This is a genomic window from Methylobacterium nigriterrae (genome assembly GCF_037106235.1).
GTDB classification, from domain to species: Bacteria; Pseudomonadota; Alphaproteobacteria; order Rhizobiales; family Beijerinckiaceae; genus Methylobacterium; species Methylobacterium nigriterrae.
In genome coordinates this window covers 22024-47711 of the sequence record NZ_JBAWTG010000005.1, presented here as the reverse complement: position 1 = coordinate 47711, position 25688 = coordinate 22024, and the positions used below count along the sequence as shown (strand labels likewise).

The following is a 25688-nucleotide window of genomic DNA, read 5'->3' as shown; positions in this document are numbered from 1 at the left end:
CCGCATCAGGCCGGCACCGCCAGGATCAGCCCGAGGAGCGCCGCGATCTCGCCGACCTGCTGGCAGCCGCCGACCACGTCGCCGGTCTGGCCGCCGATCCTGGCCTGCGCGATCGCCGTGAGAGCGAGTACCGCCATGACAGCGAGCCCCGCCATCAGCAAGAGACCGCCGGGGGGCAGGCCGAAGGGAACGGCGAGAAGGCAGAGCACGAGGCCGATCCCGGCGGCCAAACCCACCGTCGCCTTGCCGGGGCGGCCGACGGACGCGCTCGCCCCGTCCGGCCGGGCGGGCGCGAGGATCACCATCGGGGCGAGCGCCGCGATGCGCGACAGGGCGGCCGCGAGCACGAGGGCGGCCGCCGTGGCGAGGGCGCCCGTTCGGTCGAGCAGGGTGGCGAGCGCTCCGATCCGCAGAGCCAGGGCCAGCACCAGCGCGATCCCGCCGTAGCTTCCGATGCGGCTGTCGCGCATGATCTCCAGGCGCCGCTCCGGGGTGGCGCCCCCGCCGAAGCCGTCCGCGAGGTCGGCGAGCCCGTCCTCGTGCAGCGCCCCCGTGACGAGGCACGAGGCCGCGACCGCGAGCGTCGCGGCGAGGAACGGCCCGAGGCCGAGACCCTTGGCGGCGACGAGCACGAGGGCGGCGGGCAGCGCCAGGACGAGCCCGGCGATGGGCAGCATCCGGGGCACGGTGCGGAAGTCCGGCGTCGCGTGCGGGTCGGGCTCGCCGGGCAGCCGCGGCACCGGCAGGCGCGAGTAGAAGCGCAGGCAGGCCGCGAGATCGTAGAGGAGGTCGCGGCCCGGGATGTCGCCGTCCCCCGCGTTCCCCCGGCCCGAATGCCCGGGACCCTCTCGCATCGCGCCTCGCCTTCACCCCCGCCGCTCCCCCCGTTATAGCTCCCGGCCGGGTCCGCCCTCCACGGGGGCAGGGCTGCCCACAGGTTTGTTCGAGCGCGCTTGCCATGACGTCAGAGAGCCCCTTCACGGATATCCGCCGCCTCATCGAGAGCATGCCTGGGCCGGACCGGGTGGCCGCTGCGGCGATCGGCGAGCGCGACGCCCTCCTGACGAAGCCAGCCGGGGCCCTCGGGCGGCTGGAGCATCTCGTGGCCTGGCTCGGCGCGTGGCAGGGCAAGGCGAGCCCCAGCCTCGACCGGCCCCTGGTCTGCGTGTTCGCGGGGAGCCACGGCGTCACGGCACGGGGCGTCTCGGCCTATCCGGACGCGGTCAACCGGCAGATGCTCGACAATTTCGCGGCGGGGGGCGCGGCGATCAACCAGATCTGCGCGGCCTACGGCCTCGGCTTCAAGGTGTTCGACCTCGCCATCGACCTGCCGACCGGCGACATCACGGTCGGGCCGGCCTTCGACGAGAAGGCGTGCGTGGCCACCATGGCCTTCGGCATGGAAGCGGTGGCGGCCGGAACCGATTGCCTCGCCGTCGGCGAGATGGGGATCGGCAACACCACGATCGCGGCGGCGATCTACGCAGCTCTGTTCGGGGGCGAGCCGGCGCACTGGGTCGGGCGTGGCACCGGCCTCGACGCGGCCGGCATCGCCCGCAAGGTCGCGGTCGTCGAGACGGCGCTCCGCCGCCATGCCGGCCACCTCGACGACCCGCTCGAGGTGCTGGCCCGCCTCGGCGGACGCGAGATCGCCGCGATGGCGGGCGCGATCCTGGCGGCGCGCCTGCAGCGGGTGCCCGTGGTGCTCGACGGCTACGTGGCGACCGCGGCGGCCGCGATCCTGCACGCGATCGACCCGTCCGCCCTCGACCATTGCCTCGCCGGCCACGTCTCGGCCGAGGGCGCGCACGCGGAGGTGCTCGAGCGGCTCGGCCTCGTGCCGCTGCTGGCGCTCGGCATGCGCCTCGGCGAGGGCTCCGGCGCAGCGCTCGCGATGGGCCTCCTCAAGGCCGCTCTCGCCTGCCACCGCGACATGGCGACCTTCGCGCAGGCCGGCATCTCCGGGCGCTCGGAGGCGTAGAGCCGATCAGGCCGCCTCGGTCAGGCCGCCTTGGCGGTGGGCCTCGCCGCCGCCGCGCGCCCGGCCTCGACGCTCATGGCCGGGAGCGTGTCCATCACGCGGCTCGCCGGCAGGGTGACGATCACCTCGGTGCCCTCGCGCGGCTTCGACTTCAGCTGGAACTGGCCGCCGTGCAGGTCGACAAGGCCCTTCACGATCGGGAGCCCGAGCCCCGAGCCCTGCTCGGCGGTCTTGATGGCGAGCGAGCCGCGGCCGAAGGAAGACATCACGGTGCCGAGCTCGTCCTCGGGGATTCCCGGCCCGCTGTCCTTGACGGCGACGTACTGGCCGCCCGAGCTCGTCCAGCCGACCTTGATGGTGATCTCGCCGCCGGGGGGCGTGAACTTCACGGCGTTCGACAGCAGGTTCAGCACGATCTGGCGCAGCGCTCGCTCGTCGGCCCAGAGCCGCGGCAGCGAATCGTCCACGAAGTCGTGGAAGGTCTGGCCCTTCGAGCGGGCGCGCAGGCCCATCATGTGGCGGCATTCCTCGACGATATGAGCGAGCTGCAGCGCCTCCTCGTTCAGTTCGTAGCGCCCGGCCTCGATGCGTGAGAGGTCGAGGATCTCGTTGATGAGGTTGAGGAGATGCATCCCGCTGTCGTGGATGTCGTTCGAGTATTCCTGGTAGCTCGGGGCGGTGTGGGGACCGAACACCTCGTTCTTCATCACCTCCGAGAAGCCCAGGATGGCGTTGAGCGGCGTGCGCAGCTCGTGGCTCATCGTGGCGAGGAAGCGGGACTTGGCGAGGTTCGCCTCCTCGGCGCGCCGTCGCGCCTCATCGGAATTGGCCTTGGCCTGCTCGAGCTCGCCGAAGATCGCGTCCTTCTCGGCCCGCGACTGCAGGGCGCCCACCGTCGAGGTGTACAGGCGCCGCGCGAGGCCGAGGAAGAAGAGCTGCGAGCCGAGCGCCATGGTGACGAGCAGGATCGCGTCCGCGTCGCGGGAGAAGACGAGGAGCGACAGGGTCGCGGCGGCGAGGGGCGCGAGGCCCGCCACCGCCGCCATCGGCACGGTGGCGGCGAGCATTGTGGCCACCGCCGCCGCGATGACGAGGCCGAACAGCGCGAAGGTGCGGCCTCCCGTGGCGCCGAGCGCGATCATCAGCGACCAGCACAGGCTCTGCATGCCCTCGCTGAGGACGAAGAGCCGGCGCCAGCGCGACAGCGAGACCTCGCCGGGATTCTGGCGCAGGAAGCGGCGGGCGAGCGAGGTGACGAGCGTGATGGTCAGGAAAACGCTGAGCGCCCAAGCCGCCGCCACCGCGGGCGGCACCCAGAAGATCGAGGCCGCCGCCATCGCGACAGCGAACAAGCCGAGCGGAATGCCCGCGCCGACGCGGTACTGCGCGTAGAGGCGCAGCAGCTCGTAGTCGAAGGCGCGTTCGAGGCCGGTCGTCGAGGTCAGCTTCTCGCGGGCCGAGCGCATCTCGCGGGCGATGCCCCGGCGCCGGCTGGCCTCCTCGGTCGAGGGCCCGCGCCCTCGCTGCACCATCTCCACTGTCAGGTCGGACATCGGATCTCGGGCACCACGCGGAAGGAGCCGGCGGCCGGAGGTTCGCAGGCATGTCGGAACGGTGTCGCCTGAGAATGGGGTGAATGTGTTAAGAACGGCCTGCCGGGTTCGGTACGTTTGGCGACATTGCGTTCAGGGTCGTACGGTAGGCGACGACAGGTGCGCCGCCGCACTTCGCGCGCGCGGGGCCCGAGACTAGCGCTGGCTGCATAGGGCTCGATCCGGAAGGGACAGGCGATGCTGAAGCTCACCGTCAACGGCGTCTCCCACGAGGTCGATGCCGATCCGCAGACGCCGCTCCTCTGGGTCCTGCGCGACCACCTCAACGCCACGGGCACCAAGTACGGCTGCGGCATCGCCCAGTGCGGCGCCTGCACGGTCCATCTCGACGGTCAGCCGGTGCGCTCCTGCCAGACCGCGATCGGCGATGTCGGCGAGGCCAAGGTCACGACGATCGAGGGCGTCTCGGGCCGGGTCGCCGAGGCCGTGCAGGGCGCGTGGCGCAAGCTCGACGTGGTGCAGTGCGGCTACTGCCAGTCGGGCCAGATCATGTCGGCGATCGGCCTCCTCACCGAAAACCCGAAGCCGAGCGACGCCGACATCACGGGCGCCATGGACGGCAACATCTGCCGCTGCGGCACCTACCAGCGCATCCGCGCGGCAATCCACGAAGCCGCGCGCTCCCTCGCCTGATCGTCCCGTATCCGTCCTGACTGGAGCAATCCCATGCTGACAATCGGTCGGTCGAAGGCCCGAGACCGCGCGCCGGGCGGCGACCCGCGCAGCGTCTCCCGCCGCGGCTTCCTCGGCGGTGGCGCCGCCGCCACGGGCGCCATCGTCATTGGCTTCCGCCTCGATCTCGCCGGGCCCGCCCGCGCCGCCGGCGGACCCGATCTCTCGAAGGTCAAGGCGATGCCGAACGCCTTCGTGCGCATCGCCCAGGACGATACCGTCACGGTGATCGTCAAGCATCTCGACATGGGCCAGGGCAACACGACCGGGCTCGCCACGATCCTGGCTGACGAACTCGGCGCCGACTGGGCGCAGGTGCGCACCGAGTTCGCGCCAGCCGACGCCGCGCTCTACAACAACCTGCTGATGGGCCCGATCCAGGGCACCGGCGGCTCGACCGCCATCGCCAATTCGTGGTTCCAGCTCCGCAAGGCGGGTGCGGCCGCCCGCGAGATGCTGGTGGCGGCCGCGAGCTACCAGTGGAAGGTGCCGGTCGCCGAGATCACGGTCGAGCGGGGCGTCGTGCGCCACGTCGCCTCGGGGCGCGACGCCAAGTTCGGCGCGCTCGCGACCTCCGCCGCGACCCTGCCGGTGCCGCAGGAGCCCCGCCTGAAGGACCCCAGCGAGTGGCGCCTGATTGGCCAGGGCGTGCCGCGTCTCGACTCGGTGGCCAAGACCAACGGCAGCGCGGTCTACGCCCTCGACATCCGCCGCCCCGGCCAGGTCACCGCCATCGTCGCGCATCCCCCGCGCTTCGGCGCGACGGTGAAGAGCGTCGACGACAAGGCCGCGCGGGCGGTTTCCGGCGTCCTCGACGTGGTCGCGATCCCGAGCGGAGTCGCGGTGATCGCGCGGGACACCTACACGGCCCGCAAGGGGCGGGACGCGCTCAGCGTGACCTGGGACGACGGCGCGGCCGAGGCGCGCTCCTCCGACGCGATCCTGGCCGAGTACCGGGAGACGGCCAAGCGCCCCGGCCACGTCGCCTCCGAGCGGGGCGATCCCGCGGCAGCGATCCAGGGGGCGGCGAAGGTGGTGGAGGCGGAGTTCAGCTTCCCCTATCTCGCCCACGCGCCGATGGAGCCGCTCAACGTCACGATCGAGCAGGCCCCGGACGGGACCTTCGACGTCTTCGGCGGGCTGCAGTTCCAGACGGTCGAGCAGGCCGTCGTGGCGGGAATCCTCGGCGTCACCGTCGACAAGGTCCGGCTTCACACGCAATGGGCGGGCGGCTCCTTCGGTCGGCGTGCGACGCCGAGCGCCGACTACGTGGCGGAGGCCGCTCATATCGTGAAGGCGACGGGCGGCAAGGCGCCGGTCCACCTTGTCTGGACCCGCGAGGACGACATGGCGGGCGGCTATTACCGGCCTACCGTCTACCACAAGTTGCGAGCTGGCCTCGACGCTGGGGGCGCGATCACGGGCTGGCAGCACGTCATGGTCGGCAAGTCGATCATGATCGGCTCGCCTTTCGAGGCCATGATGGTCAAGAACGGCGTCGACGGCACCACGGTCGAGGGTGCCTCCGACACGCCCTACGCGCTGCCGGCCTACCGCTTCGAGGTGCACAATGCCCGCGAGGGCGTGCCGGTGCTGTGGTGGCGCTCGGTCGGGCACACCCACACGGCTCAGGCCATGGAGGTGTTCGTCGACGAGCTCGCCCACGCGGCGGGCGCCGACCCGGTTGCCTACCGGCTCGCGCTCCTCAACCAGGCACCGCGCCTCTCGAGCGTGCTGAGGCTCGCCGCCGAGAAGGCGGGCTGGGAGGCGACAAAGCCCGACAAGGGCCGCGCCCTGGGCGTGGCCGCGCACGAATCCTTCGGCTCCTACGTCGCCATGGTGGCGGACGTCTCGGTGGAGACCGGCAAGGTCAAGGTCAACCGCATCGTCGCTGCGGTCGATGTCGGCATCGCGGTGAACCCGGACATCGTGCGCGCCCAGGTGGAGGGCGCGGTCGGCTTCGCCCTCTCGTCGGTGCTGCGCAATCGCGTCACCCTCAAGGACGGCGTGGTGCAGGAGCGGAACTTCGACACCTACGAGCCGACCCGGATGAGCGAGATGCCGGTGGTCGAGGTGCACATCATGCCCTCGCGGGCGGCCCCCACCGGCATCGGCGAGCCCGGCGTGCCGGTGCTGGCGCCCGCGATCGCGAACGCGATCTTCGCGGCGACCGGCCAGCGCCTGCGCTCGCTGCCGCTCGACCTCGCGAGCCTCCGGGGCGTGTGAGGAAACGCACAGACGTGGGCGGCCCCGGGGCGCAGAGTCCCGGGACCCCAAAGGTTTCGACCCGACTTCGACGGCGCGGTTCAACACCGCGCCGTCTTTTCATGTCGGGCTCCGTGCGGGGTGCCCGCGCACGCCCCATCTCACACGGGCATGACCTCCCGCGAGACAGCCTTCGACGCCACCGCCGCCGCGCTCCGCGCCTGCCGGATCTGCCGGGATGCGCCGGTCCACGGGCCGCCCCTGCCGCAGGAGCCGCGCCCGATCGTGCAGGGGAGCGCGACGGCGCGCCTCTGCATCGCCAGCCAGGCGCCGGGCACGCGGGCACACCGGACAGGCACGCCCTTCATGGATCCGTCGGGCGTGCGCCTGCGCGCCTGGCTCGGCCTCGACGAAGCGGCCTTCTACGACGCCTCGCGCGTCGCCATCGTGCCGATGGGCTCCTGCTTTCCCGGCCTCGACGCCAAGGGCGGCGACCGGCCGCCGCGGCGCGAATGCGCCGAGCGCTGGCGCCGCGACCTGTTCACGGGCCTGCCGGACCTCGAGCTGGTCCTGGTGATCGGCCAGTACGCGCAGGCCTGGCATCTCGGGCGGCTCCAAGACGGGCTCACCGGCACGGTCGCGCGCTGGCGCGAGATCCTGGCCGAGCCGCGCCGCCCGCGGGTGCTGCCGCTGCCGCACCCGTCCTGGCGCAACAACGGCTGGCTCCGAAGCAATTCCTGGTTCGAGGCCGAGCTCCTGCCCGTGCTCAAGGACGAGGTGGCGCGGGTGATGGGTGACGGATTGACACCGGCCAGCCCCGCGTGATGGGTGCCCCGCATTGCCGGAGACCGTGATGCCCGATCCCGCCGATCCCCGCGACCGCCTCATCGTCGCCCTCGACCTCGGCGACGTCGCCGCGGCCGAGGCCCTTGTCGAGCGGATCGGGGATGCCGCGACCTTTTACAAGATCGGCTACCGCCTCGCCTATGCGGGCGGCCTCGCGCTGGTGCCGAGGCTCGCGAAGCGCGGCCTCAAGGTCTTCCTCGACCTCAAGCTCCACGACATCGGCAACACGGTGGAGGAGGGGGTGCAGTCGCTGGCCGACCTCGGCGCCGCCTTCCTGACCGTCCACGCCTATCCCCAGACCATGCGGGCGGCCGTGCGGGGGCGGGGCCGCCACAACCTGAAGATCCTCGCCGTGACGGTGCTGACCTCCTACGACGAGGCCGATGCCCGCGAGGCCGGCTACGCGCTGCCGGTGCCCGACCTCGTGGCGCGGCGCTCCGCGCAGGCCATCGAGGCCGGCATCGACGGGATCGTCTGCAGCGCTGTCGAGGCCGTGCCCGTGCGGGGCGTGATCGGGCCGGACCGCATCATCGTCACGCCGGGCATCCGGCCGGCAGGCGCGGTGTTCGGCGATCAGAAGCGCGTGATGACACCGGGCGAGGCCCGCGCGGCCGGGATCGACCACGTGGTCGTCGGGCGCCCGATCACGGGCGCGGCCGATCCGCGGGACGTCGCCCGGCGCATCGTTGCCGAGATGGCGTGAGAGGAGGACACTCGATGGCACGCGGATACTGGATCGTCCGGGTCGATGTGCACGACGCTGAGGCTTACAGGGACTACGCGGCGGCGAACGGCGCCGCCTTCGCACGGTTCGGCGGTCGCTTCCTGGTGCGGGGCGGCTCCTTCGAGGTGGTCTCGGGCAGCGCCCGGGCGCGCAACGTGGTGATCGAGTTCCCGTCCTACGCGGACGCGCTCGCCTGCTGGAACTCGGAGGCGTATCAGGCTGCCAAGGCCAGGCAGAAGGGCGGGGCCGAGACCGACCTCATCGTGATCGAGGGCTACGACGGGCCGCAGCCCGGCGAGGGCTTGCCGCCCCAGCCGTCGAGCCCGGCGTCGGAATAGGGGCGCCGGCCGCAGACGCTTCCCCGCCGGTCACGGTCGCGTCATCCGGAGTCACCAAATCCGGCAAATGTGCTATGGAGGCGCCCGGAGCGGGCGGGTTTCGGCCGGCCGACAGGTTGACAGGGCAGGCTCCCCCTCGCCACATCCCGGATCATGAGCGCCGATATCACGAATCTCTCCGCCCCGGACGCGTCTCGCCTGGGGGCGGCCAAGCCGCCCCTGGAGATCCTCCTCGCGGCACCTCGCGGCTTCTGCGCCGGCGTCGTGCGCGCCATCGACGTGGTCGAGCGGGCGCTCGCGATCTACGGGCCGCCGGTCTACGTCCGGCACGAGATCGTCCACAATAAGTACGTCGTTGAGAGCCTCAAGCGGAAGGGCGCCGTGTTCGTGCGCGAACTCGACGAGGTGCCGGACGGGGGCGCGCCCGTGATTTTCTCCGCCCACGGCGTCGCCAAGACGGTGCCGGCAAACGCGGATTCCCGCGGGCTCACCACCATCGACGCCACCTGCCCGCTGGTGACCAAGGTCCATCGCGAAGCCGAGATCCATCACAAGCGCGGCCGCCACGTGCTCCTCGTCGGCCATTCCGGCCACCCCGAGGTCGTCGGCACCATGGGCCAGCTGCCCAAGGGCTCGATCACCCTGGTGGAGGATCTCGACCAGATCGCCGCGCTGACGCCGGCGGACCCGAACAACCTCGCCTGGGTGACGCAGACGACGCTGTCCGTCGACGACACCCGCCACATCGTCGAGGCCCTGAAGCGGAAGTTCCCGAACATCACCGGGCCGCACAAGGACGACATCTGCTACGCCACCACCAACCGCCAGGAGGCGGTGAAGCAGATCGCGCCCCTCGTCGACGCGCTGATCGTGGTGGGCTCCTCGAACTCCTCGAACTCGCAGCGCCTGCGCGAGGTCGCCGAGCGGGTCGGATGCCCGATCACGCGCCTCGTTCTGCGAGCCGAGGAGATCGACTGGCCGGCCTTCGAGGGCGTGCGCAAGCTCGGGCTGACCGCCGGCGCCTCCGCCCCGGAAGTGCTCGTGGAGGAGATCATCGACGCCTTCGCGGCCCGCTACGAGGTCACCGTCGACACGGTCTCGACGGTGGTCGAGGACATGTCCTTCCCGCTGCCGCGCGAGCTTCGCAGCGAGGCCGCCGAGTAAAGCGGTTTGCCGGGGCCCGGGGATTGTGTAGAGGGGCGCCTCGGCGGCGCCCCTTGCCGTCCGTGAGATCTCCAGAGCCCACTCGCGAGATGGGCCAACCCCGAGCGCGAGACCCGTGGCCGTCTACACCGAGGTATCTGACGAGGCGCTGACCGCCTTCCTCGCCGCCTACGAGATCGGGAGCCTGCTCTCCTACAAGGGCATCGCCGAGGGCGTCGAGAACACCAACTTCTTCCTGCACACCACCGCGGGCTCCTACATCCTCACCCTGTACGAGAAGCGGGTGCGGGAGGACGACCTGCCGTTCTTCCTCAACCTGATGGAGCACCTCGCGACGCGCGGGCTCGCCTGCCCGCAGCCGATCCGCAACCGCGCGGGCTCGGCGCTCGGGCGCCTGTGCGGGCGGCCGGCCGTGATCGTCAGCTTCCTCGAGGGCGTCTCGGTGAAGCACCCGGGCGTCGATCATTGCCGGGCGCTCGGCCGGGCGCTGGCCGAGCTGCACGCGGCAGGCCGGGATTTCGGGATGGTGCGGGAGAACAACCTCTCGGTCGGCGCCTGGCGCGGGCTGTTCGGGCAGGCCGAGGCTCAGGCCGACAGCGTCTCGCCGGGGCTCGCGGAGCGCACCCGCGCCGACCTCGCGGCGCTGGAGGAGGCCTGGCCCAGGGACCTGCCGGGCGGCGTCATCCACGCCGATCTCTTCACCGACAACGTGTTCTTCATCGGCGACGACCTGTCCGGGCTGATCGACTTCTACTTCGCCTGCACCGACGCCTTCGCGTACGACCTCGCCATCTGCCTCAACGCCTGGTGCTTCGAGGCGGACGGCCGCTTCCACCGCGACATGGCCGCCGCGCTGATCGCGGGCTACGAGGCGGTGCGACCCCTCGAGGCCGCCGAGGTCGAGGCGCTGCCGGTCCTGTGCCGCGGGGCGGCGCTCCGCTTCATGCTGACTCGCCTCGTCGACTGGCTGAACGTTCCGCCGGGAGCGCTGGTGCAGCCGAAGGATCCGCGCGAGTACGACCGGCGTCTCGTCTTCCACCGGGAGGCGGGGAGCGCCCGCGACTACGGCCGGGCCGGCTAGGGAGCGGGCAGGGCTCGTCGGCCCCGCCCGGACCGCTCAGATCACCTTGAGGAGTGCCTCGGCGCCGGAAGCCTCGGCCTTGGAGGGGGATTCCTCGATGTTGAGGATGCGCACGACGCCGTCCTCGATCAGCGCCGAGAAGCGCTTCGAGCGGATGCCGAGGCCGAAGCCGGTACCGTCCATGTCGAGGCCCGTGGCGCGCGCGAAGTCGGCATTGCCGTCGGCCAGGAACTCGATCCCGTCCGCGCCCGAGGCCTTCGCCCAGGCATCGAGCACAAACACGTCGTTGACGGCGGTGACAGCGATGGCGTCGATGCCGCGGGCCAGGATCTCGTCGCGCTTGGCGACGAAGCCCGGCAGGTGGTTGCGGTGGCAGCTCGGCGTGAAGGCGCCCGGGACGCCGATCAGCACGATCCTCCGGCCCTTGAAGACGTCGTCGGTGGTCTTGGCCTGCGGGCCGTCCGGTCCGTTCACGCGGAAGGTCGCCTGGGGCAGGTGGTCGCCAACCTGAATCGTCATCCGCTCTCTCCTCGATCGCGGGCCGCCATGGCCGCCCGCCCGTGCCCGCGCGCATGCGCGAGCCTGAAGGGTCCGCCCGTCTAGCGTGGCCGCTGGCGCATGTCGAGGCGAGGGAAGGGGCGCCCGGCCGGGCGGGTCGAACCCGCAATCCGGACGCTTTGCCCGCTGGACAAGCGGGCTCGGGGGCGTAGCATGGAGGCATGGAGAGACACCGGCCCGGCAGCAGCGCCTTCCTCGACGGTCAGTTCCTGGTGGCGATGCCGGGGCTGATGGACGCGCGCTTCAGCCGATCGGTGATCTACGTCTGCGCCCACTCGGCGGATGGGGCGATGGGCATCATCGTCAACAAGCCGGTGACCGACCTCTCGATGCCCGACCTCCTCGTGCAGCTCGACGTGGCGCCCGCCGCCGACGCGATCCGCCTGCGCGAGCGCGTCGGCCACATGCCGGTGCTGATGGGCGGTCCCGTCGAGGGCAAGCGCGGCTTCGTGCTCCACACCGACGATTTCCATATCGACCAGTCGACGCTCATCATCGACGACGGCATCTGCCTAACCGCCACCGTCGAGATCCTGCGCGCCATCGCCAACGGCGACGGGCCGACGAGCGCCGTGCTGGCCCTCGGCTACGCGGGCTGGCAGGCGGGGCAACTCGAGAGCGAGATCATGGCCAATGGCTGGCTCAATTGCCCGGCCGACCCGGAACTGATCTTCCACCCGGCCCTCGATTCCAAGTACGAGTGGGCACTGCGCAGCAACGGCATCGACCCGGCGATGCTCTCCCTGACGGCCGGGCGGGCCTGAACGACGCCGTGATCCGGCAGGTGCGTGACGGGGATGCCGAGGCCGTCATCGCGCTCTGGCGCGCGGCGGGCGTATTGCGTCCCTGGAACGATCCCGCCAAGGACTTCGCGTTCGCGTGCCGGTCCGCCCACGCGACGGTGCTGGCGGCCGAGACTGACGACCGGCTGGTTGCGACCTGCATGGTCGGCGAGGACGGGCACCGCGGTTGGGTCTACTATCTCGCCGTCGATCCCGCGCGGCGTGGCGACGGCCTCGGCCGGGCAATGATAGCGGCGGCCGAGCGCTGGCTCGCCGAGCGCGGCGTCTGGAAGTTGCAACTCCTCGTGCGCGCCGACAACGCCGACGTCGTGGCGTTCTACAAGCACCTCGGCTTCCGCGACACCGCGACCGTCTGCCTGCAGAAGGTCATTGCCGGGATCTGAAATCCGCTATTCCGCCAGCGGCGGCGCGCCGCCGGCATCGGGGTTCATCCCGTCGACCACGGGCTTGCGGCGCGCCGGTCGCGGCGGCGTGGCGGCGGCCGTCGGCGTCGGGCTGGCGGTGGCGCCGAGGCGGGCGGCCAGTGCCAGCGCGCGGGTCTCAGAGACCCGCAGGTGGCAGAAGCCGTGCGAGCCCTCGCGGGCGTAGGTCCGGCAGACCTGCTCGCGGTCGGACGAGAAGGCCGCCTGCTCGGTCACGATCGGGCGCACGTCCTCGCGCCGGGCTCGCTGGGTCATCAACTTGTAATTGTCGCGCACCGCCTTGTCGGCGATGCCGCGGGCCGTGTCGAACTCGCCCGAGCGAGGGATGAGCGTCGCGGCGGGCGGCCCCCACAGGCCGGAGGGGGTGGTGGCGCAATCCTGCGCCGAGAAGGTGCAGACCGGGTTGCCGCCAAGCGGCGTGACGAGGACGCCGCCCTCGAGCACGTCGAAGCGCAGCGGGCACTCGGCGGCGGCGGCCTCGAAGCGGCCGACGCCCTCGGGCCGACCCTCGGAGGTCAGGGTGATGGGCTTGCCGCCCGCGAGCGGGACGGAACAGGATTCGGTCGGCTGCGAGACCTTGGTGCCCGGCAACGTCACCCGGGCCGTCATGGCAGGGCCGGCGCGCTCCAGCCTGAGGCTGCCGCTGAGGCCGTTCAGCAGCAGATCCTGCCCCGCCACGTTATCGTCGGCGGGCGCCCTCAGCACGACGGGCTTCGGCGGCGCCGCGGGACGGGGCGCTTCCGCGGCGGGCTCGCCGGGCGCTCCCGGGGCGGGCGGCGCGCCAGGCTCGGCCGGGCCCCCCTGCGGAGCGCCCTGCGGCACACCGCGGGGCGGGACCGGGGGCTTGGCCGCGCGGCCGATGCCGAAGAGTTCCTCGAAGAACGACTGCGCCGCAGCCTCGCGCGGCAGGGCCGGAAGCAGGGTGAAACACAGGAGGGCGAGGGCGAGAACGCGGGTCGGACGCATCGAGACTTTCGAACCGGAGGCTTCAACGCCGGGACCTCGACGAATGCCGCCGGAGCCGGAATTCGCCGGCAGCATCACCGATCTGGCCAGAGTGTAGCACGGCATCGATGGCGCGGGCGTGGCAGCGGGGCCACAAAATCGTCATCCGGCCGCCCGATACCGGGCCGCATCCGAGCCGGATCGTCCTGCGCGCACAGGAGGATAGCTCGTCACGTGCGGAAGCGTCTGCTTCGCCTTGCGAGCCCGCATCGACCTTCTTATATGCGGCGAAGCACGGGATTAAGCGCCGGATCTGGCCGTCTGCGGCCTTCGGTCCGGCCCGCGTCCCGTTCTCATCCATTCCGCACCGCCATGGGCCGAGCTGCTTCGGGGCTCGGCGGTCTGCTTGATCAGAACAACAGAGGGATCCCACCATGGGTAAAGTCATCGGTATCGACCTCGGGACCACCAATTCCTGCGTGGCCGTCATGGAAGGCACGCAGCCCAAGGTCATCGAGAATGCGGAGGGCGCCCGCACCACCCCGTCCATCGTCGCCTTCACCGACGACGGGGAGCGCCTCGTCGGCCAGCCCGCCAAGCGGCAGGCCGTGACCAATCCGGAACGCACCTTCTTCGCCATCAAGCGCCTCATCGGCCGCACCTACGACGATCCGATGACGCAGAAGGACAAGGGCCTCGTGCCCTACAAGATCGTCCGGGGCGACAACGGCGATGCCTGGGTCGAGGCCGACGGCAAGAAGTATTCGCCCTCGCAGATCTCCGCCTTCACGCTTCAGAAGATGAAGGAGACGGCCGAGTCTTATCTGGGCCAGCCCGTCACGCAGGCTGTCATCACGGTCCCGGCCTACTTCAACGACGCCCAGCGCCAGGCCACCAAGGACGCCGGCAAGATCGCGGGTCTCGAGGTGCTGCGCATCATCAACGAGCCGACCGCGGCCGCGCTCGCCTACGGCCTCGACAAGAAGAAGGCCGGCACGATCGCGGTCTACGATCTCGGCGGCGGCACCTTCGACGTCTCGATCCTGGAAATCGGCGACGGCGTCTTCGAGGTGAAGTCGACGAACGGCGACACCTTCCTGGGCGGCGAGGATTTCGACAACCGCGTGGTTGAGTACCTGACTTCCGAGTTCAAGCGCGAGCAGGGCATCGACCTGACGAAGGACAAGCTCGCGCTCCAGCGCCTCAAGGAGGCCGCCGAGAAGGCCAAGATCGAGCTCTCGTCCGCGACCCAGACCGAGATCAACCTTCCCTACATCACGGCGGACGCGACCGGCCCGAAGCACCTCGCGCTCAAGCTCAGCCGCGCCAAGTTCGAGAGCCTCGTGGACGACCTCGTCCAGCGCACGATCGAGCCCTGCCGCAAGGCGCTCAAGGACGCGGGCGTGTCGGCCGGCGAGATCGACGAGGTCGTGCTCGTCGGCGGCCAGACCCGCATGCCGAAGGTGCAGGACGTGGTGAAGTCCTTCTTCGGGAAGGAGCCCCACAAGGGCGTCAACCCGGACGAGGTCGTGGCGATCGGCGCCGCCGTCCAGGCCGGCGTGCTCCAGGGCGACGTCAAGGACGTGCTGCTCCTCGACGTGACCCCGCTCTCGCTCGGCATCGAGACGCTCGGCGGCGTGTTCACGCGGCTCATCGACCGCAACACCACGATCCCGACGAAGAAGTCACAGACCTTCTCGACGGCCGAGGATAACCAGAACGCGGTCACCATCCGGGTCTTCCAGGGTGAGCGCGAGATGGCGGCCGACAACAAGCTGCTCGGCCAGTTCGACCTCGTCGGCATCCCGCCGGCACCCCGCGGCATGCCGCAGATCGAGGTGACCTTCGACATCGACGCCAACGGCATCGTCAACGTGACGGCCAAGGACAAGGCGACGAACAAGGAGCACCAGATCCGCATCCAGGCCTCGGGCGGACTCTCGGACGCCGACATCGAGCGGATGGTCAAGGACGCCGAGGCGAATGCCGAGGCCGACAAGAAGCGCCGCGAACTCGTCGAGGTGAAGAACCAGGGCGAGAGCCTCATTCACGCTACCGAGAAGTCGGTGGGCGAGTACGGCGACAAGGTCTCGGCCACCGACAAGGGCGCGATCGAGACCGCGATCGCGGCACTCCGCACCGCACTCGAGGGCGACGACGCCGAGTCCATCAAGGCCCGTACCACGGACCTGATGCAGGCCTCGATGAAGCTCGGCGAGGCTATGTACGCGGCGAGCCAGGGCGGCGAGGCCGGCCCGGACGGGGCCGCGGCCGAGAAGAAGGACGACGTCATCGACGCCGACTTCCAGGAAGTCGACGAGAAGGACCAGAAGAAGCGGGCTTGAGGCTTGCTTGGCGGCGCGGGGCCGGAGCGATCCGGTCCCGCGCCGCTCCACAGGACGGTGCGATGACGGCACGCTCCCCGGGCGCAGGCTCGGGGAGCGGCTTATTGGGGACCTTGGGGCCGGGGAATGTCGAAGCGGGACTATTACGAGATCCTGGGCGTCTCAAAGACCGCGTCGGACGGTGAGATGAAGGTGGCCTTCCGCAAGCTGGCCATGACCTATCATCCGGACCGCAATCGCGGCGACAAGGAAGCCGAGATCAAGTTCAAGGAGATCAACGAGGCCTATCAGTGCCTCTCGGACGGCCAGAAGCGCGCGGCCTACGACCGCTTCGGCCACGCGGCCTTCAGCCAGGGCGCGGGCGGCCCCGGATTCGGAAACGAGTTCGGGGACTTCATGTCCGACATCTTCGACAATTTCTTCGGCGACGGCCGCGCCTCCGGCGGGCGCGGGCGCGGCGGCCAGCCCGGACGCGAGCGCGGCGCGGACCTGCGCTACAACCTCGAGATCTCGCTTGAGGAGGCCTTCACCGGCAAGGCCGAGACCATCAAGATCCCGACCTCGGTCACCTGCGAGGTCTGCGCCGGTTCGGGCGCCAAGGCCGGCTCGAAGCCGCGCACCTGTCCGACCTGCGCCGGCTACGGGCGTGTGCGGGCGGCGCAGGGCTTCTTTGCCATCGAGCGCACCTGCCCGAACTGCCACGGGCGCGGCGAGGTGATCGACGATCCCTGTCCGAGCTGCTCGGGCGCCGGCCGCGTCAGCCGCGAGCGGACGCTCTCGATCAACGTGCCGGCGGGCGTCGACGACGGGCTGCGGATCCGGCTTGCGGGCGAGGGCGAGAGCGGCCTGCGCGGGGGCCCGGCGGGCGACCTCTACGTCTTCCTGTCGATCAAGCCGCACGAGTTCTTCCAGCGCGACGGGGCCGATCTGTTCTGTCGGGTGCCGATCTCGATGGTGACGGCCGCGCTCTCGGGTGAGATCACCGTGCCGGTGATCGATGGCTCTCAGACGCAGGTGCGCATCCCGGCCGGCACGCAGACGGCCAAGCAGTTCCGCATCAAGGGCAAGGGCATGCCGGTCCTACGCGCGCGGGACGTCGGGGACCTCTACATCCAGGTCTTCGTGGAGACGCCGCAGAATCTGACCAAGCGCCAGCGCGAACTCCTGCAGGAATTCGACCAGACTGCCTCCGACGAGAACCATCCCGAGAGCGCGGGCTTCTTCTCGAAGGTGCGGGACTTCTTCGACGGTCTCAGCGGCTCAGCGCGACCGTGACCCCGGACTGTCGCCGCGCGACCGGATCCAATCCCGGCGCGACCGGTTATGGTTGTTGCAGCGGGACCGCTGGGCCGATCCGCGACGCGCCGCGGCGGCGCTATGCACACCCGCCGCCTTGACTGTATGAAGGCTTTCGTCGTCTAGCCTCCCGATCAACCCGCCCATTCGAGGGACTTCGGTCTTGCCGCCGTTACGCCGTTCCCGCGCGAAAGCTTTGGCTGCCACCGGTCCGGTGCGGGAGAGGCGCGATCCGCTGGAGGACGAGGCCCGGTTCCTGCGCTCGTGGTTCGAGCGGCCACTCGTCACCGGCGCGGTCACGCCCTCGGGCAGGATGCTGGCCAGGACCATGGCCGCCTACGTAGACCCGCGCATGACGGGGCCGGTCGTCGAGCTCGGACCCGGCACCGGGCCGGTGACGGAGGCGCTGGTGCGCCGCGGCATCGCGCAGGAGCGGCTCGTTCTCGTCGAGTTCAACCCCGATTTCTGCGAGCTCCTGCGCCGCCGCTTCCCGCGCGCCACGATCGTGCGGGGCGATGCCTATGACATCCGCCGGACAGTAGCCGGCATCCTCGCCGAGCCCGCCGCTGCCACGATCTCGAGCCTGCCGCTGTTCACGAAGCCCCTGGAGCAGCGCCTAGACCTTCTCAACGCAGCCCATGATCTGATGCACCCGGGCGCGCCCTTCGTGCAGTTCACCTACGCGGTGGTGCCGCCGATCCCGGCCCGCTGCGAGGCCGGCAGCTACACGGCAAGCGGCTCGAACCGCGTCTGGCTGAACCTGCCGCCGGCCCGCGTCTGGGTTTATCGCCGGCCCTGATTCCATCATCGGTTGAATGGTACCCTGGCTACCATCGTCAGGGTGTGTTCAGGCAGCAGCCTCTAACCCTGTCCCTCTTGCCGGCCGCGGGGTCGGCCTCACGAGACAGGAGTTTGCCCATGGTCCTGAACGTGCGTCTTCTGGCGGCGGCCGTCGCGGTCGCCGGCGGCCTCGTCGCCGCGACCCCGGGTGCACAGGCCGCCCCGCTCGCGGTCTCGCCCGCCGTGGCTGAAGGGGCTGGGAGCGGCCTCATCGCAGTGCGGGGCGGGCACGGCTGGGGCCATCACCACCATCATCACCGCGGCTGGGGCCACGGGCATCGCCGCCATCATGGTTGGGGGCACGGACGTCACCACCATTACGGCTGGCGCCACCATCATCACCGGCACCACCGCTGGTAAGCACCCCTTCGTGGCAGACGGGATGCCGCTCACCGCTCCCGTGCGGGAGAGGCCGAGCCCGCGGCCTCAGCCGATCCGCTCCAAGACCGCCGGACGCCCGGCCGACGGGCTGCCGAGGCGGTAGGCCGCCCGCAGCGAGGTCTCCGCCCGATCGGCCTCGGCCTCGCTGCGGGCGTGCACGACGCCGAGGAGGCCACCGGCATCGCCCGGGCGGGCGAGATCGGTGAAGCCGACAGCGGGGTCGATCGAGTCTTGCGGGCGGGTGCGGCCGCCGCCGAGCGCGATCACGCCGAGCCCGATCTCCCGCGTCGCCACGGCCGCGACCGTGCCGGCCTCGCGGACCTCCCGCACCACCGGCGCCCGCGGCAGGTGCCGCCCAGGATCCTCGACGAGATCGCCCGGCCCCCCGAGCGCGGCCACCATCCGGGAAAACATCTCGGCGGCGCGGCCCGAGGTGAGGGAATCCTCCAAGCGCGTCTCGGCCTCCCCTCGGTCGGCGGCGAGGCGACCGATCATCAGCATCTCGGCGGCGAGCGCCAGGGTGACGGCGTGGAAGCGCGGCTCGCGGCGCCGCCCGGTCAGGTAGGCGATCGCGTAGGCGACCTCGAGCGCGTTGCCGGCCGTGGAGGCGAGCGGCGCGTCCATGCAGGTGATGAGCGCGACGGTGGGCAGGCGTACCCCGTTCGCCACCGCGCCGATGCTGGCGCCGAGCTCGCGCGCCGCCTCGATCTCCGCCATGAAGGCGCCCGAGCCCGTTTTCACGTCCATGACGAGCCCGTCGAGGCCGGCCGCGAGCTTCTTCGACAGGATCGAGGCGGTGATCAGGTCGAGGGATTCGACCGTGCCTGTGATGTCCCGGATCGCATAGAGGCGCCGATCCGCCGGGGCGAGCTCGGCAGTCTGCCCGATGATGGCGCAGCCGACCGTGCGGGTGACGGCGCGGAAGCACGCGAGGTCCGGCGCGACGTCGTAGCCCGGGATGCTGGCGAGCTTGTCGAGGGTGCCGCCCGTGTGCCCGAGGCCTCGGCCCGATATCATCGGCACGAAGCCGCCGCAGGCCGCAACCATCGGGGCGAGCGCGAGGCTGACGGCATCGCCGATGCCGCCGGTCGAGTGCTTGTCGAGGACGGGCCCTGGCAAATCCCAGGCGAGCACCGTGCCGGAGCGCGTCATCGCCCGTGTCAGCGCCACGCGCTCGGCCAGCGACAGGCCCTGGAAGCAGACCGCCATGGCGAAGGCTGCCGCCTGCCCCTCAGTGACGCGCCCGTCCGTGAGCCCCGCGATGAAATGCGCGATCTCGGCCTCGGCCAGCGTTCCGCCGTGGCGCTTGTGCCGGATGATCTCTTGGGGAGGTCTCATCTGGGGAAGCTTGGTCGCGGAATGGCTCATGCACCAACCCGGATCGCGGCATCGAGCTCGCCGAGCAGGCTGCTGGCGCCGAGCCGGAAGGTCGCGGGCGCCGCCCAGTCAGGTCCCATCACGCGGTCGGCGAGGGCGAGGTAGAGGGCGGCGTCCTCGAGGCGGCGGAGGCCACCGGAGACCTTGAGGCCGGCATGACGGCCGGTGGCTCCGTGATCCCGGATCACACTCAGCATGGCCTCGGCAGCCTCCGGCGTTGCCGAGACAGGGCTCTTGCCCGTGGAGGTCTTGATGAAGTCCGCGCCCGCCTCCAGAGCGATCCAGCTCGCCGCAGCGATCGTCTCGGGGGCGCCGAGCGCCCCGCTCTCCAGGATCACCTTGAGGCAGGTTCTGCGGCAGACATCGCGCACCGCCTCGACCATGCCGCGCGCCGCGGCCGCGTCCCCCCGCAGGAGGGCGCGGTAGGGCAGGACGAGGTCGATCTCGTGGGCTCCGTCGCGGATCGCCTCCCCGGCGTCCTCGACAGCCCGGTCGACGTCCTCGCCGCCGGCAGGGAAATTGATGACGGTGGCGACGTGCACGCCCGAGCCCGCCAGCGCCCGCAGGCCCTGGCTGACGAATTGCGGCCAGACGCAGATCGCCGCGACGCGGTGGCGGCGGGCGTCCCGGCAGAGCGCGTCGACATGGGTCGCCGTGCAGGTGTCGCCGAGATCCGTCAGGTCAAGGAGCGGCAGGACCCGCCGCGCCAGAGCGGCGGCATCGTAGGGGAGCTCAAGGTTCATGTCGGTTCCGGGTCGAGGCGGGCGACGAAGGCGGCGACGAGGCGAGCGAGATCGGGCGCCGCGGCCGAGGCGACGTCCTTCGTCTCGGCATGGTGCGGGTCGCCGCCATCGATCCCGGCGGCACGGTTCGTCACCACGGAGAGCGCCGCGACGGGGAGCCCGAAGAAGCGGGCGAGGATCGCCTCCGGTACCGTCGACATGCCGACGAGGTCGGCCCCGAGGCGGCCCGCCATGCGGATCTCGGCGGGGGTCTCGAAGCTCGGGCCCGAGAACCACGCGTAGACGCCCTCGTGCAGGGCGATGCCGCAGCCCTTCGCGGCGCTGCGCAGCCGGGCGCGGAGCGCGGGCGCATAGGCGCCCGTCATCGGCACGAAGCGGGCCTCGCTCGCCTCGCCGACGAGCGGGTTCAGCCCCGCGAGGTTGATGTGGTCGGACAGCATCACGAGGCTGCCGGGGCCGGCCTCCGGCATCAGCGAGCCCGCCGCGTTGGTGAGCAGGAGCGCGCCGGCGCCGAGCGCCCGCGCGACGCCGATCGGCGTGCGCATCACGGCGGCATCGCCCCGCTCGTAGGCGTGCGCGCGGCCCTCGAAGACGAGGACCGGGCGCCCACTGAGGATGCCCCGGTGCAGCGTTCCGCCATGCCCGCTGACGCCGGGCTCCGGAAAGCCCGAGATCCCCGCATAAGGCCGCGATACGCGCTCCGAGAGTCCGGCGGCCAGGGGGTCGAGGCCGGTGCCGGTGACGATCGCGCAGGCGTAGGGGCCTGCGAAGCCCGTCTCCGCGAGAGCCGCGGCGGCGCGCGCCACGGTCGGATCGTGAGGGGCGTCAGGCGTCGCCACCGAGGGTCTCCGGGCCGAAGGAATGGGGTAGGAGGGATTCCAGGGTGAAGCTGCGGCGCAGGCCCTCCGGCCCTGCCACGTGGATCGCGGTCGCGCCCGCGGCGAATTCCCGGATGCGCTGGCGACAGGCGCCGCAGGGCGTGACGAGGCCCTCTCCGTCGCCGAGGACGAGGATCTCCCGAATGGCGCGGCCGCCCGCAGCCACCATCGCGGCGATCGCTCCGGCCTCCGCGCAGGTGCCGGCCGGGTAGGCGGCGTTCTCGACGTTGCAGCCCGCATGGATGCGGCCCCGATCGTCCCGCAGGGCCGCGCCGACGCGAAAGTTCGAGTAGGGTGCGTGCGCCCGCGCGCGTACCGCCTGCGCCGCCTCGAACAGGGCCACGAGGCTGCGCTCCGGGGCGTCGCCCCGGGCCGGGCCAGCATTCGTCTCGTTCGGCGCAAGCTGCATCCGTGATCTTTCGCACCGGCTCCGGCGCCCTGTCGAGGGGGCGAATCGACAAGGCGCTGACGGGCTCCTATGACGCGAGAGCGGATTTGCGAGCCGGGAGAGCGGAATGCTGGGCCGTTACGAGCGCGGGGCGAGCGGGGAGGCGGTCGTCGAGTACGGCGACGGCACCATGCGGGTGATCAAGCCCGGCAGCTTCGTGCGCTGCGCTGTGACGGGCGAGGCCATCCCGCTCGACGCCCTGCGCTACTGGAGCGTGGAGCGCCAGGAGGCCTACGCGACGCCGGACGCTGCCATGCAACGTCTGCGGGACGTCGGGCGCTAGGGGCGCGGCCCGCGCGGCATCGGCCGGGTATCATCGCGAGTGGTCATCGAACCATGACATTCCACACGTGGTGGCTGTTCTTCAGCGCCGTCTTCCTCCTGTGCGGGACACCCGGTCCCAACATGCTGCACGTGATGACACGCAGTGCGCGCCTCGGCCTGCGCCGGAGCGTCGCCTCGATGGCAGGATGCCTGAGCGCGATCCTGCTCGTCGTGACGGCCTCGGCCGCGGGCCTGAGCGCCGTGCTGCTCGCGTGGCCGGCCCTGTTCGAGGCGATCCGCTACGCGGGCGTCGCCTACCTGATCCATCTCGGCATCAGGGCGTGGCGCGGGGCGGACGAGCCGATCGGCACCGATCCCTCAGGCCTCGCGATCGATCCGCGCCTGTCCGTCCGCCGTCTCGTGCGGGACGGGTTCCTGATTGGCTTGAGCAACCCGAAGCTGCTCCTGTTCGCGACCGCCTTCTTCCCGCAATTCATCGACGGCGCGGAGCCGCAGGGGCCGCAATTCGCGATCCTCGTCGCGACCTTCGCGGGGGCGGAGCTGTTCTGGTACGGGGTTTACGCGCTCGGTGGCCAGCGGCTCGCCGCATACCTGACGCGCCCCGGACCCAAGCGGTTGTTCGACCGGGTGACCGGGAGCCTGTTCGTCGGCTTCGGAGCGGCGCTTTTCGGCGTTCGTCCCTGAGCGCTAACGGCGCAGGAGTGGCGCGAGCTGCGCGCCGACCGCACCCGCATCGTCGAAGACGAGCCGGACGGCAAGCGTCCGCGCGGGATGGCTCTTGGGCAGGCGCACGGCGTCCTTCTCGGTGGTGACGAGGTCCGCCTCGAGTCGTCTTGCCTGCGCCGCGAGGTGTGCGAGATCCGCCCCCGAATAGGGGTGATGATCGGGAAACGCCCGCGTGGCGAGGACATCGGCACCCGCTGCCCGCAGCGTCTCGAAGAACTTGTCCGGACGCCCGATCCCCGCGAAGGCGAGAATCCGGCGGCCGGCCCAGGCGTCCTCGGGCACGAGGCGGGCGCGGTGCACCGGCAGGCCGCGCCCGGCGGCCTCGGCCGCGACGGCCTCGCCGGGCGCGCCCTCGCCGACGAGCACGAGGCCGGCCACGTGCCGCCATTGCCGGGCGAGCGGCGCCCGCAGGGGGCCTGCCGGAAAGGGCAGCCCATTGCCGATTCCGGCCCCGGCATCGACCACCGCGAACGAGAGATCCTTGGCGAGGCTCGGGTTCTGCAGGCCGTCATCCATCACGACGACATCCGCCCCCCCGGCCGCGCAGGCCCGGGCACCGGCCGGGCGGTCGCGGGAGACGATCGTCGGGGCGAGCCGCGCGAGGAGCAGGGGCTCGTCGCCGACCTCGGCCGCGCCGTGACGGCCGGCGTCGACGCGGACCGGCCCGGCGAGGCGTCCGCCGTAGCCGCGGCTGAGGAAGGCCGGGCTCGCGCCGAGTTCGCGCAGCATGCGGGCGAGCTCGAGGGCCGTCGGCGTCTTGCCGGCGCCCCCGAGCGTGAAGTTGCCGAGGCAGAGCACGGGGCAGGGCGCGCGGGCGCCCGCCCGATCCATGCGGGCGGCCGTAAGCGTGCCGTAGGCGTGGCCGACGGGGGCGAGGAGCCGCGCGGCCGGATGGCCCGGCACCGACCAGAATCTGGGCGAGCGCATCATCGGGACGCGCGGGCGGGATGCGGCGTCACGAGGCGTGAAGGGCCGTGAGCTTCATCTGGGCGATGAAGGGATCGAGCACCGCGAGCGTGCGTTCCACCGCGCCCTCGAAGGGGCGCAGAGCCCGCTGCCCGGCCTCCGCCATGGTGCGGATGCGGCGCGGGTCGGAGAGGAGATCGCCGACGCTCGCGGTCAGCTCGGCCCCGTCCGCGACGGGAAGGGCCCCGCCCGCGCCGTCGAGGGCGCGGTAGACCTGCGTGAAATTGTGCGTGTGGGGGCCGTGCATCACCGCCGTGTCGAGGCGCACGGGCTCGATCGGGTTCTGGCCGCCATGCGGTACGAGGGAGCCGCCGAGATAGACGAGGGGGCTGAGCCGGTAGAACAGGCCGAGCTCGCCGATCGTGTCGGCGACGTAGAGGTCGATCGACGGGTGCGGACGCCCGCCCGCGGCGCGGCGGGCCGGGCGCAGGCCCGCGGCGACCGCGCAGGCCGCGACGTCCTCGCCCCGGCGGGGGTGGCGGGGCACCACGATCGTGAGGAGGCCGGGCAGGCGGGGCTTCAGGGCGGCATGGGCCTGCGCCACCATCTCGTCCTCGCCCGGATGTGTGCTCGCCGCGACCCAGACCGGACGCTCCCCGATCATGCCGCCGAGATAGGCGATCTGCTGCCGGTCGGCCGGGGGCACGGCCGCGTCGAATTTGAGGTTCCCGGCCACGCTCACCCGCGGGGCGCCGAGCCGCGCGAAGCGCTCGGCGTCGTCCTTGGTCTGCGCGAGGCAGACGGCGATGCGCGCGAGGAGAGTCTGAGCGGTGCGGGGTGCGCGCTCCCAGCCCCTGAACGAGCGCTCGGACATGCGCGCGTTCACCAGAAGAAGTGGAATCTCGCGGGCGTGGAGCGCCACGACGGTGTTCGGCCAGATCTCGGATTCGGCGATCAGCGCGAGATCGGGCTGCCAATGGTCGAGGAAGCGCTCAACCCAGCGCGGCGCGTCGAGCGGCATGTACTGGTGGACGGCACCGGCCGGCAGGCGGCGGCCGACGAGCTCGGCGGCGCTGCGCGTGCCCGTTGTAACGAGGACGGAGAAGCCGCGGGCGATCATGCCCTCCACGAGGCCGATCAGCGAGAGTGCCTCGCCGATGCTCGCCCCGTGCATCCAGGCGAGCGACCCGACCGGGCGGGCGCGGCCCGGCAGGCCTCGGCGCTCGGGTAGGCGCCCGGGCTCCTCCTTGCCCCGGCGCGAGCGCCAGGCGAGCAGGCCCGCGAGCGCCGGCTCGCCGAGATAGAGCCCGTAGCGGTAGGCCCTGAGCGGCAGGGTGAGAGGGGGCGCCTTCATGCCGGCGGTCCCACCCGGTCGAGACGCCCGACCAGGGTATAGGCCCGGTCGTGGACCCGGTTCATCTCGGCTTCGACCTTGAGCCGCAGGGACTCGAATTCCTCGGGCTCGCTCTCGCGCGGCACGGAGATCGGGTCGCCGAATACCATCGCACCGCGTCCGAAGGGCAAGCCGAGACAGGCCCGATCCCAGCTGTTGAAGCGCAGATGCCGGCTTGTCACCACCGCCACCGGCACGATCGGACGCCCGGAGAAGCGGGCGAGCATGATGATGCCGGCATCGCACCGGCGGGAGACCTTCGGCACGTCGGCGCTGAAGGCCACCGTCTCGCCGTCCTTGAGCGCGCGGACCATGGCGCGCAGGCCCTCGGCCCCCCCCTTCGCTCTGGCATCGCGGACCACGCGGCCGCGGGCGCCGGAGGCTCGCATCACCCGGGCGCCGAGACGCGTCAGCGCGATCGTGTTGATGTTGCCGTCGGGGCTGCGCGAGATGATCGTGGCGATCCGGTCGTGCGGCCGGCGCATGAAGGCGATCATCGTGTGCTGACCGTGCCACATCCCGGCGATGAAGGGCGAGAGCCCGTCGAGCCAGGCATCGGGCGCGGCGGGCTCGACCACGAACCGGTTCGTCCGCTGCACAAGGCGCAAGTAATCCGCCGCTAGGTGACCGAGCGCGCGCTGGACAGCGGGCAGGCGGCTGATGCGTTTGACGAGGCTCATGTCTCGCTTCTGAAGCCTGCTGGCCTGATAGGCTGCGG

Annotated in this window: 27 protein-coding genes; 16 read left to right on the top strand and 11 right to left on the bottom strand. The window is 71.6% G+C overall.

Annotation, left to right across the window (positions count from 1 at the left end):
* Nucleotides 1-5 precede the first annotated feature (5 nt).
* The gene (locus WDW90_RS05190) at nt 6-854 is read right to left on the bottom strand and encodes an adenosylcobinamide-GDP ribazoletransferase (RefSeq protein WP_336486236.1); all 849 of its coding nucleotides are present in this window, start codon (nt 852-854) and stop codon (nt 6-8) included.
* A gap of 104 nt (nt 855-958) precedes the next feature.
* Here WDW90_RS05190 and cobT point away from each other — a divergent pair, with 104 nt between their 5' ends.
* Entirely contained in the window at nt 959-1981 is a 1023-nt protein-coding gene (gene cobT / locus WDW90_RS05185; protein WP_336486235.1) for a nicotinate-nucleotide--dimethylbenzimidazole phosphoribosyltransferase, read from the top strand.
* A 20-nt stretch (nt 1982-2001) separates the two neighbouring features.
* On the opposite strand, the gene WDW90_RS05180 is transcribed toward cobT, so the two are convergent.
* Complete coding sequence (locus WDW90_RS05180; RefSeq protein ID WP_336486234.1) at nt 2002-3534, bottom strand: sensor histidine kinase; 1533 nt, start codon at nt 3532-3534, stop codon at nt 2002-2004.
* 237 nt (nt 3535-3771) lie between these two features.
* On the opposite strand from WDW90_RS05180, the gene WDW90_RS05175 reads away from it, so the two are divergent.
* The 7 genes from WDW90_RS05175 to thrB all read left to right on the top strand — a co-directional run bounded on the left by WDW90_RS05175 (nt 3772) and on the right by thrB (nt 10624).
* The gene (locus WDW90_RS05175) at nt 3772-4227 is read left to right on the top strand and encodes a (2Fe-2S)-binding protein (RefSeq protein ID WP_336486233.1); all 456 of its coding nucleotides are present in this window, start codon (nt 3772-3774) and stop codon (nt 4225-4227) included.
* 33 nt (nt 4228-4260) lie between these two features.
* A complete protein-coding gene (locus WDW90_RS05170) occupies nt 4261-6492 on the top strand; it encodes a xanthine dehydrogenase family protein molybdopterin-binding subunit (protein ID WP_336486232.1) in 2232 nt (743 codons plus the stop codon).
* Nucleotides 6493-6642: 150 nt separating this feature from the next.
* Nucleotides 6643-7296, top strand: a complete 654-nt coding sequence (locus WDW90_RS05165; RefSeq protein ID WP_336486231.1) for a uracil-DNA glycosylase family protein — start codon at nt 6643-6645, stop codon at nt 7294-7296.
* Nucleotides 7297-7324: 28 nt separating this feature from the next.
* Nucleotides 7325-8020, top strand: coding sequence for an orotidine-5'-phosphate decarboxylase (gene pyrF, locus WDW90_RS05160; RefSeq protein WP_336486230.1), 696 nt, complete (start codon nt 7325-7327; stop codon nt 8018-8020).
* A 14-nt stretch (nt 8021-8034) separates the two neighbouring features.
* Nucleotides 8035-8379 (top strand): DUF1330 domain-containing protein, encoded by a 345-nt coding sequence (locus WDW90_RS05155; RefSeq protein WP_336486229.1) that lies wholly within the window; start codon nt 8035-8037, stop codon nt 8377-8379.
* A 153-nt stretch (nt 8380-8532) separates the two neighbouring features.
* Nucleotides 8533-9543, top strand: a complete 1011-nt coding sequence (gene ispH, locus WDW90_RS05150) for a 4-hydroxy-3-methylbut-2-enyl diphosphate reductase (protein WP_336486228.1) — start codon at nt 8533-8535, stop codon at nt 9541-9543.
* Nucleotides 9544-9658: 115 nt separating this feature from the next.
* Entirely contained in the window at nt 9659-10624 is a 966-nt protein-coding gene (thrB, locus tag WDW90_RS05145) for a homoserine kinase (RefSeq protein ID WP_336486227.1), read from the top strand.
* 36 nt (nt 10625-10660) lie between these two features.
* Here the strand turns inward: thrB and WDW90_RS05140 are convergent, their stop codons facing one another.
* A complete protein-coding gene (locus WDW90_RS05140) occupies nt 10661-11143 on the bottom strand; it encodes a peroxiredoxin (RefSeq protein WP_336486226.1) in 483 nt (160 codons plus the stop codon).
* Between the two features lie 200 nt (nt 11144-11343).
* Between WDW90_RS05140 and WDW90_RS05135 the strand changes: the two genes are divergently transcribed.
* Both WDW90_RS05135 and WDW90_RS05130 read left to right on the top strand, forming a co-directional pair.
* Nucleotides 11344-11946, top strand: coding sequence for a YqgE/AlgH family protein (locus WDW90_RS05135; RefSeq protein ID WP_336486225.1), 603 nt, complete (start codon nt 11344-11346; stop codon nt 11944-11946).
* Between the two features lie 8 nt (nt 11947-11954).
* Complete coding sequence (locus WDW90_RS05130) at nt 11955-12368, top strand: GNAT family acetyltransferase (RefSeq protein WP_336486224.1); 414 nt, start codon at nt 11955-11957, stop codon at nt 12366-12368.
* 6 nt (nt 12369-12374) lie between these two features.
* On the opposite strand, the gene WDW90_RS05125 is transcribed toward WDW90_RS05130, so the two are convergent.
* Nucleotides 12375-13373, bottom strand: a complete 999-nt coding sequence (locus WDW90_RS05125) for a cupin domain-containing protein (RefSeq protein ID WP_336486223.1) — start codon at nt 13371-13373, stop codon at nt 12375-12377.
* 413 nt (nt 13374-13786) lie between these two features.
* Between WDW90_RS05125 and dnaK the strand changes: the two genes are divergently transcribed.
* The 4 genes from dnaK (at nt 13787) to WDW90_RS05105 (ending at nt 18193) form a co-directional block, all read left to right on the top strand.
* Nucleotides 13787-15697: a molecular chaperone DnaK gene (gene dnaK, locus WDW90_RS05120; protein WP_336486222.1), complete on the top strand. Its 1911-nt coding sequence runs from the start codon at nt 13787-13789 to the stop codon at nt 15695-15697.
* 126 nt (nt 15698-15823) lie between these two features.
* Entirely contained in the window at nt 15824-16972 is a 1149-nt protein-coding gene (gene dnaJ, locus WDW90_RS05115) for a molecular chaperone DnaJ (protein ID WP_336486221.1), read from the top strand.
* A 184-nt stretch (nt 16973-17156) separates the two neighbouring features.
* Entirely contained in the window at nt 17157-17792 is a 636-nt protein-coding gene (locus WDW90_RS05110; RefSeq protein ID WP_336486220.1) for a class I SAM-dependent methyltransferase, read from the top strand.
* Between the two features lie 119 nt (nt 17793-17911).
* On the top strand, nt 17912-18193 hold the full coding sequence (locus WDW90_RS05105; protein ID WP_336486218.1) for a hypothetical protein: 282 nt from the start codon (nt 17912-17914) through the stop codon (nt 18191-18193).
* 66 nt (nt 18194-18259) lie between these two features.
* Here the strand turns inward: WDW90_RS05105 and deoA are convergent, their stop codons facing one another.
* From deoA to cdd, 4 genes are read right to left on the bottom strand one after another with little or no spacing between them, the layout of a single operon-like run.
* The gene (gene deoA / locus WDW90_RS05100; protein ID WP_336486216.1) at nt 18260-19552 is read right to left on the bottom strand and encodes a thymidine phosphorylase; all 1293 of its coding nucleotides are present in this window, start codon (nt 19550-19552) and stop codon (nt 18260-18262) included.
* A gap of 26 nt (nt 19553-19578) precedes the next feature.
* Complete coding sequence (gene deoC, locus WDW90_RS05095; protein ID WP_336486214.1) at nt 19579-20334, bottom strand: deoxyribose-phosphate aldolase; 756 nt, start codon at nt 20332-20334, stop codon at nt 19579-19581.
* Complete coding sequence (locus WDW90_RS05090) at nt 20331-21140, bottom strand: purine-nucleoside phosphorylase (RefSeq protein WP_336486372.1); 810 nt, start codon at nt 21138-21140, stop codon at nt 20331-20333. Before WDW90_RS05090 ends, deoC begins: the two co-directional genes overlap by 4 nt.
* A 19-nt stretch (nt 21141-21159) precedes the next feature.
* On the bottom strand, nt 21160-21621 hold the full coding sequence (cdd, locus tag WDW90_RS05085) for a cytidine deaminase (protein ID WP_336486213.1): 462 nt from the start codon (nt 21619-21621) through the stop codon (nt 21160-21162).
* Nucleotides 21622-21727: 106 nt separating this feature from the next.
* Here cdd and WDW90_RS05080 point away from each other — a divergent pair, with 106 nt between their 5' ends.
* Together WDW90_RS05080 and WDW90_RS05075 are read left to right on the top strand one after the other, a co-directional pair.
* Nucleotides 21728-21943, top strand: coding sequence for a DUF2093 domain-containing protein (locus WDW90_RS05080; protein ID WP_336486212.1), 216 nt, complete (start codon nt 21728-21730; stop codon nt 21941-21943).
* Nucleotides 21944-21996: 53 nt separating this feature from the next.
* A complete protein-coding gene (locus WDW90_RS05075; protein WP_336486211.1) occupies nt 21997-22629 on the top strand; it encodes a LysE family translocator in 633 nt (210 codons plus the stop codon).
* A 3-nt stretch (nt 22630-22632) separates the two neighbouring features.
* Here WDW90_RS05075 and lpxK read toward each other — a convergent pair whose 3' ends face one another.
* The 3 genes from lpxK to WDW90_RS05060 are packed head-to-tail and all read right to left on the bottom strand — an operon-like array spanning nt 22633 to nt 25650.
* Nucleotides 22633-23598, bottom strand: coding sequence for a tetraacyldisaccharide 4'-kinase (lpxK, locus tag WDW90_RS05070; protein WP_336486371.1), 966 nt, complete (start codon nt 23596-23598; stop codon nt 22633-22635).
* A gap of 28 nt (nt 23599-23626) precedes the next feature.
* Nucleotides 23627-24931 (bottom strand): 3-deoxy-D-manno-octulosonic acid transferase, encoded by a 1305-nt coding sequence (locus WDW90_RS05065; RefSeq protein WP_336486210.1) that lies wholly within the window; start codon nt 24929-24931, stop codon nt 23627-23629.
* The gene (locus WDW90_RS05060; RefSeq protein ID WP_336486209.1) at nt 24928-25650 is read right to left on the bottom strand and encodes a lysophospholipid acyltransferase family protein; all 723 of its coding nucleotides are present in this window, start codon (nt 25648-25650) and stop codon (nt 24928-24930) included. The genes WDW90_RS05065 and WDW90_RS05060 overlap by 4 nt, the downstream gene beginning before the upstream one ends.
* Nucleotides 25651-25688 lie beyond the last annotated feature (38 nt).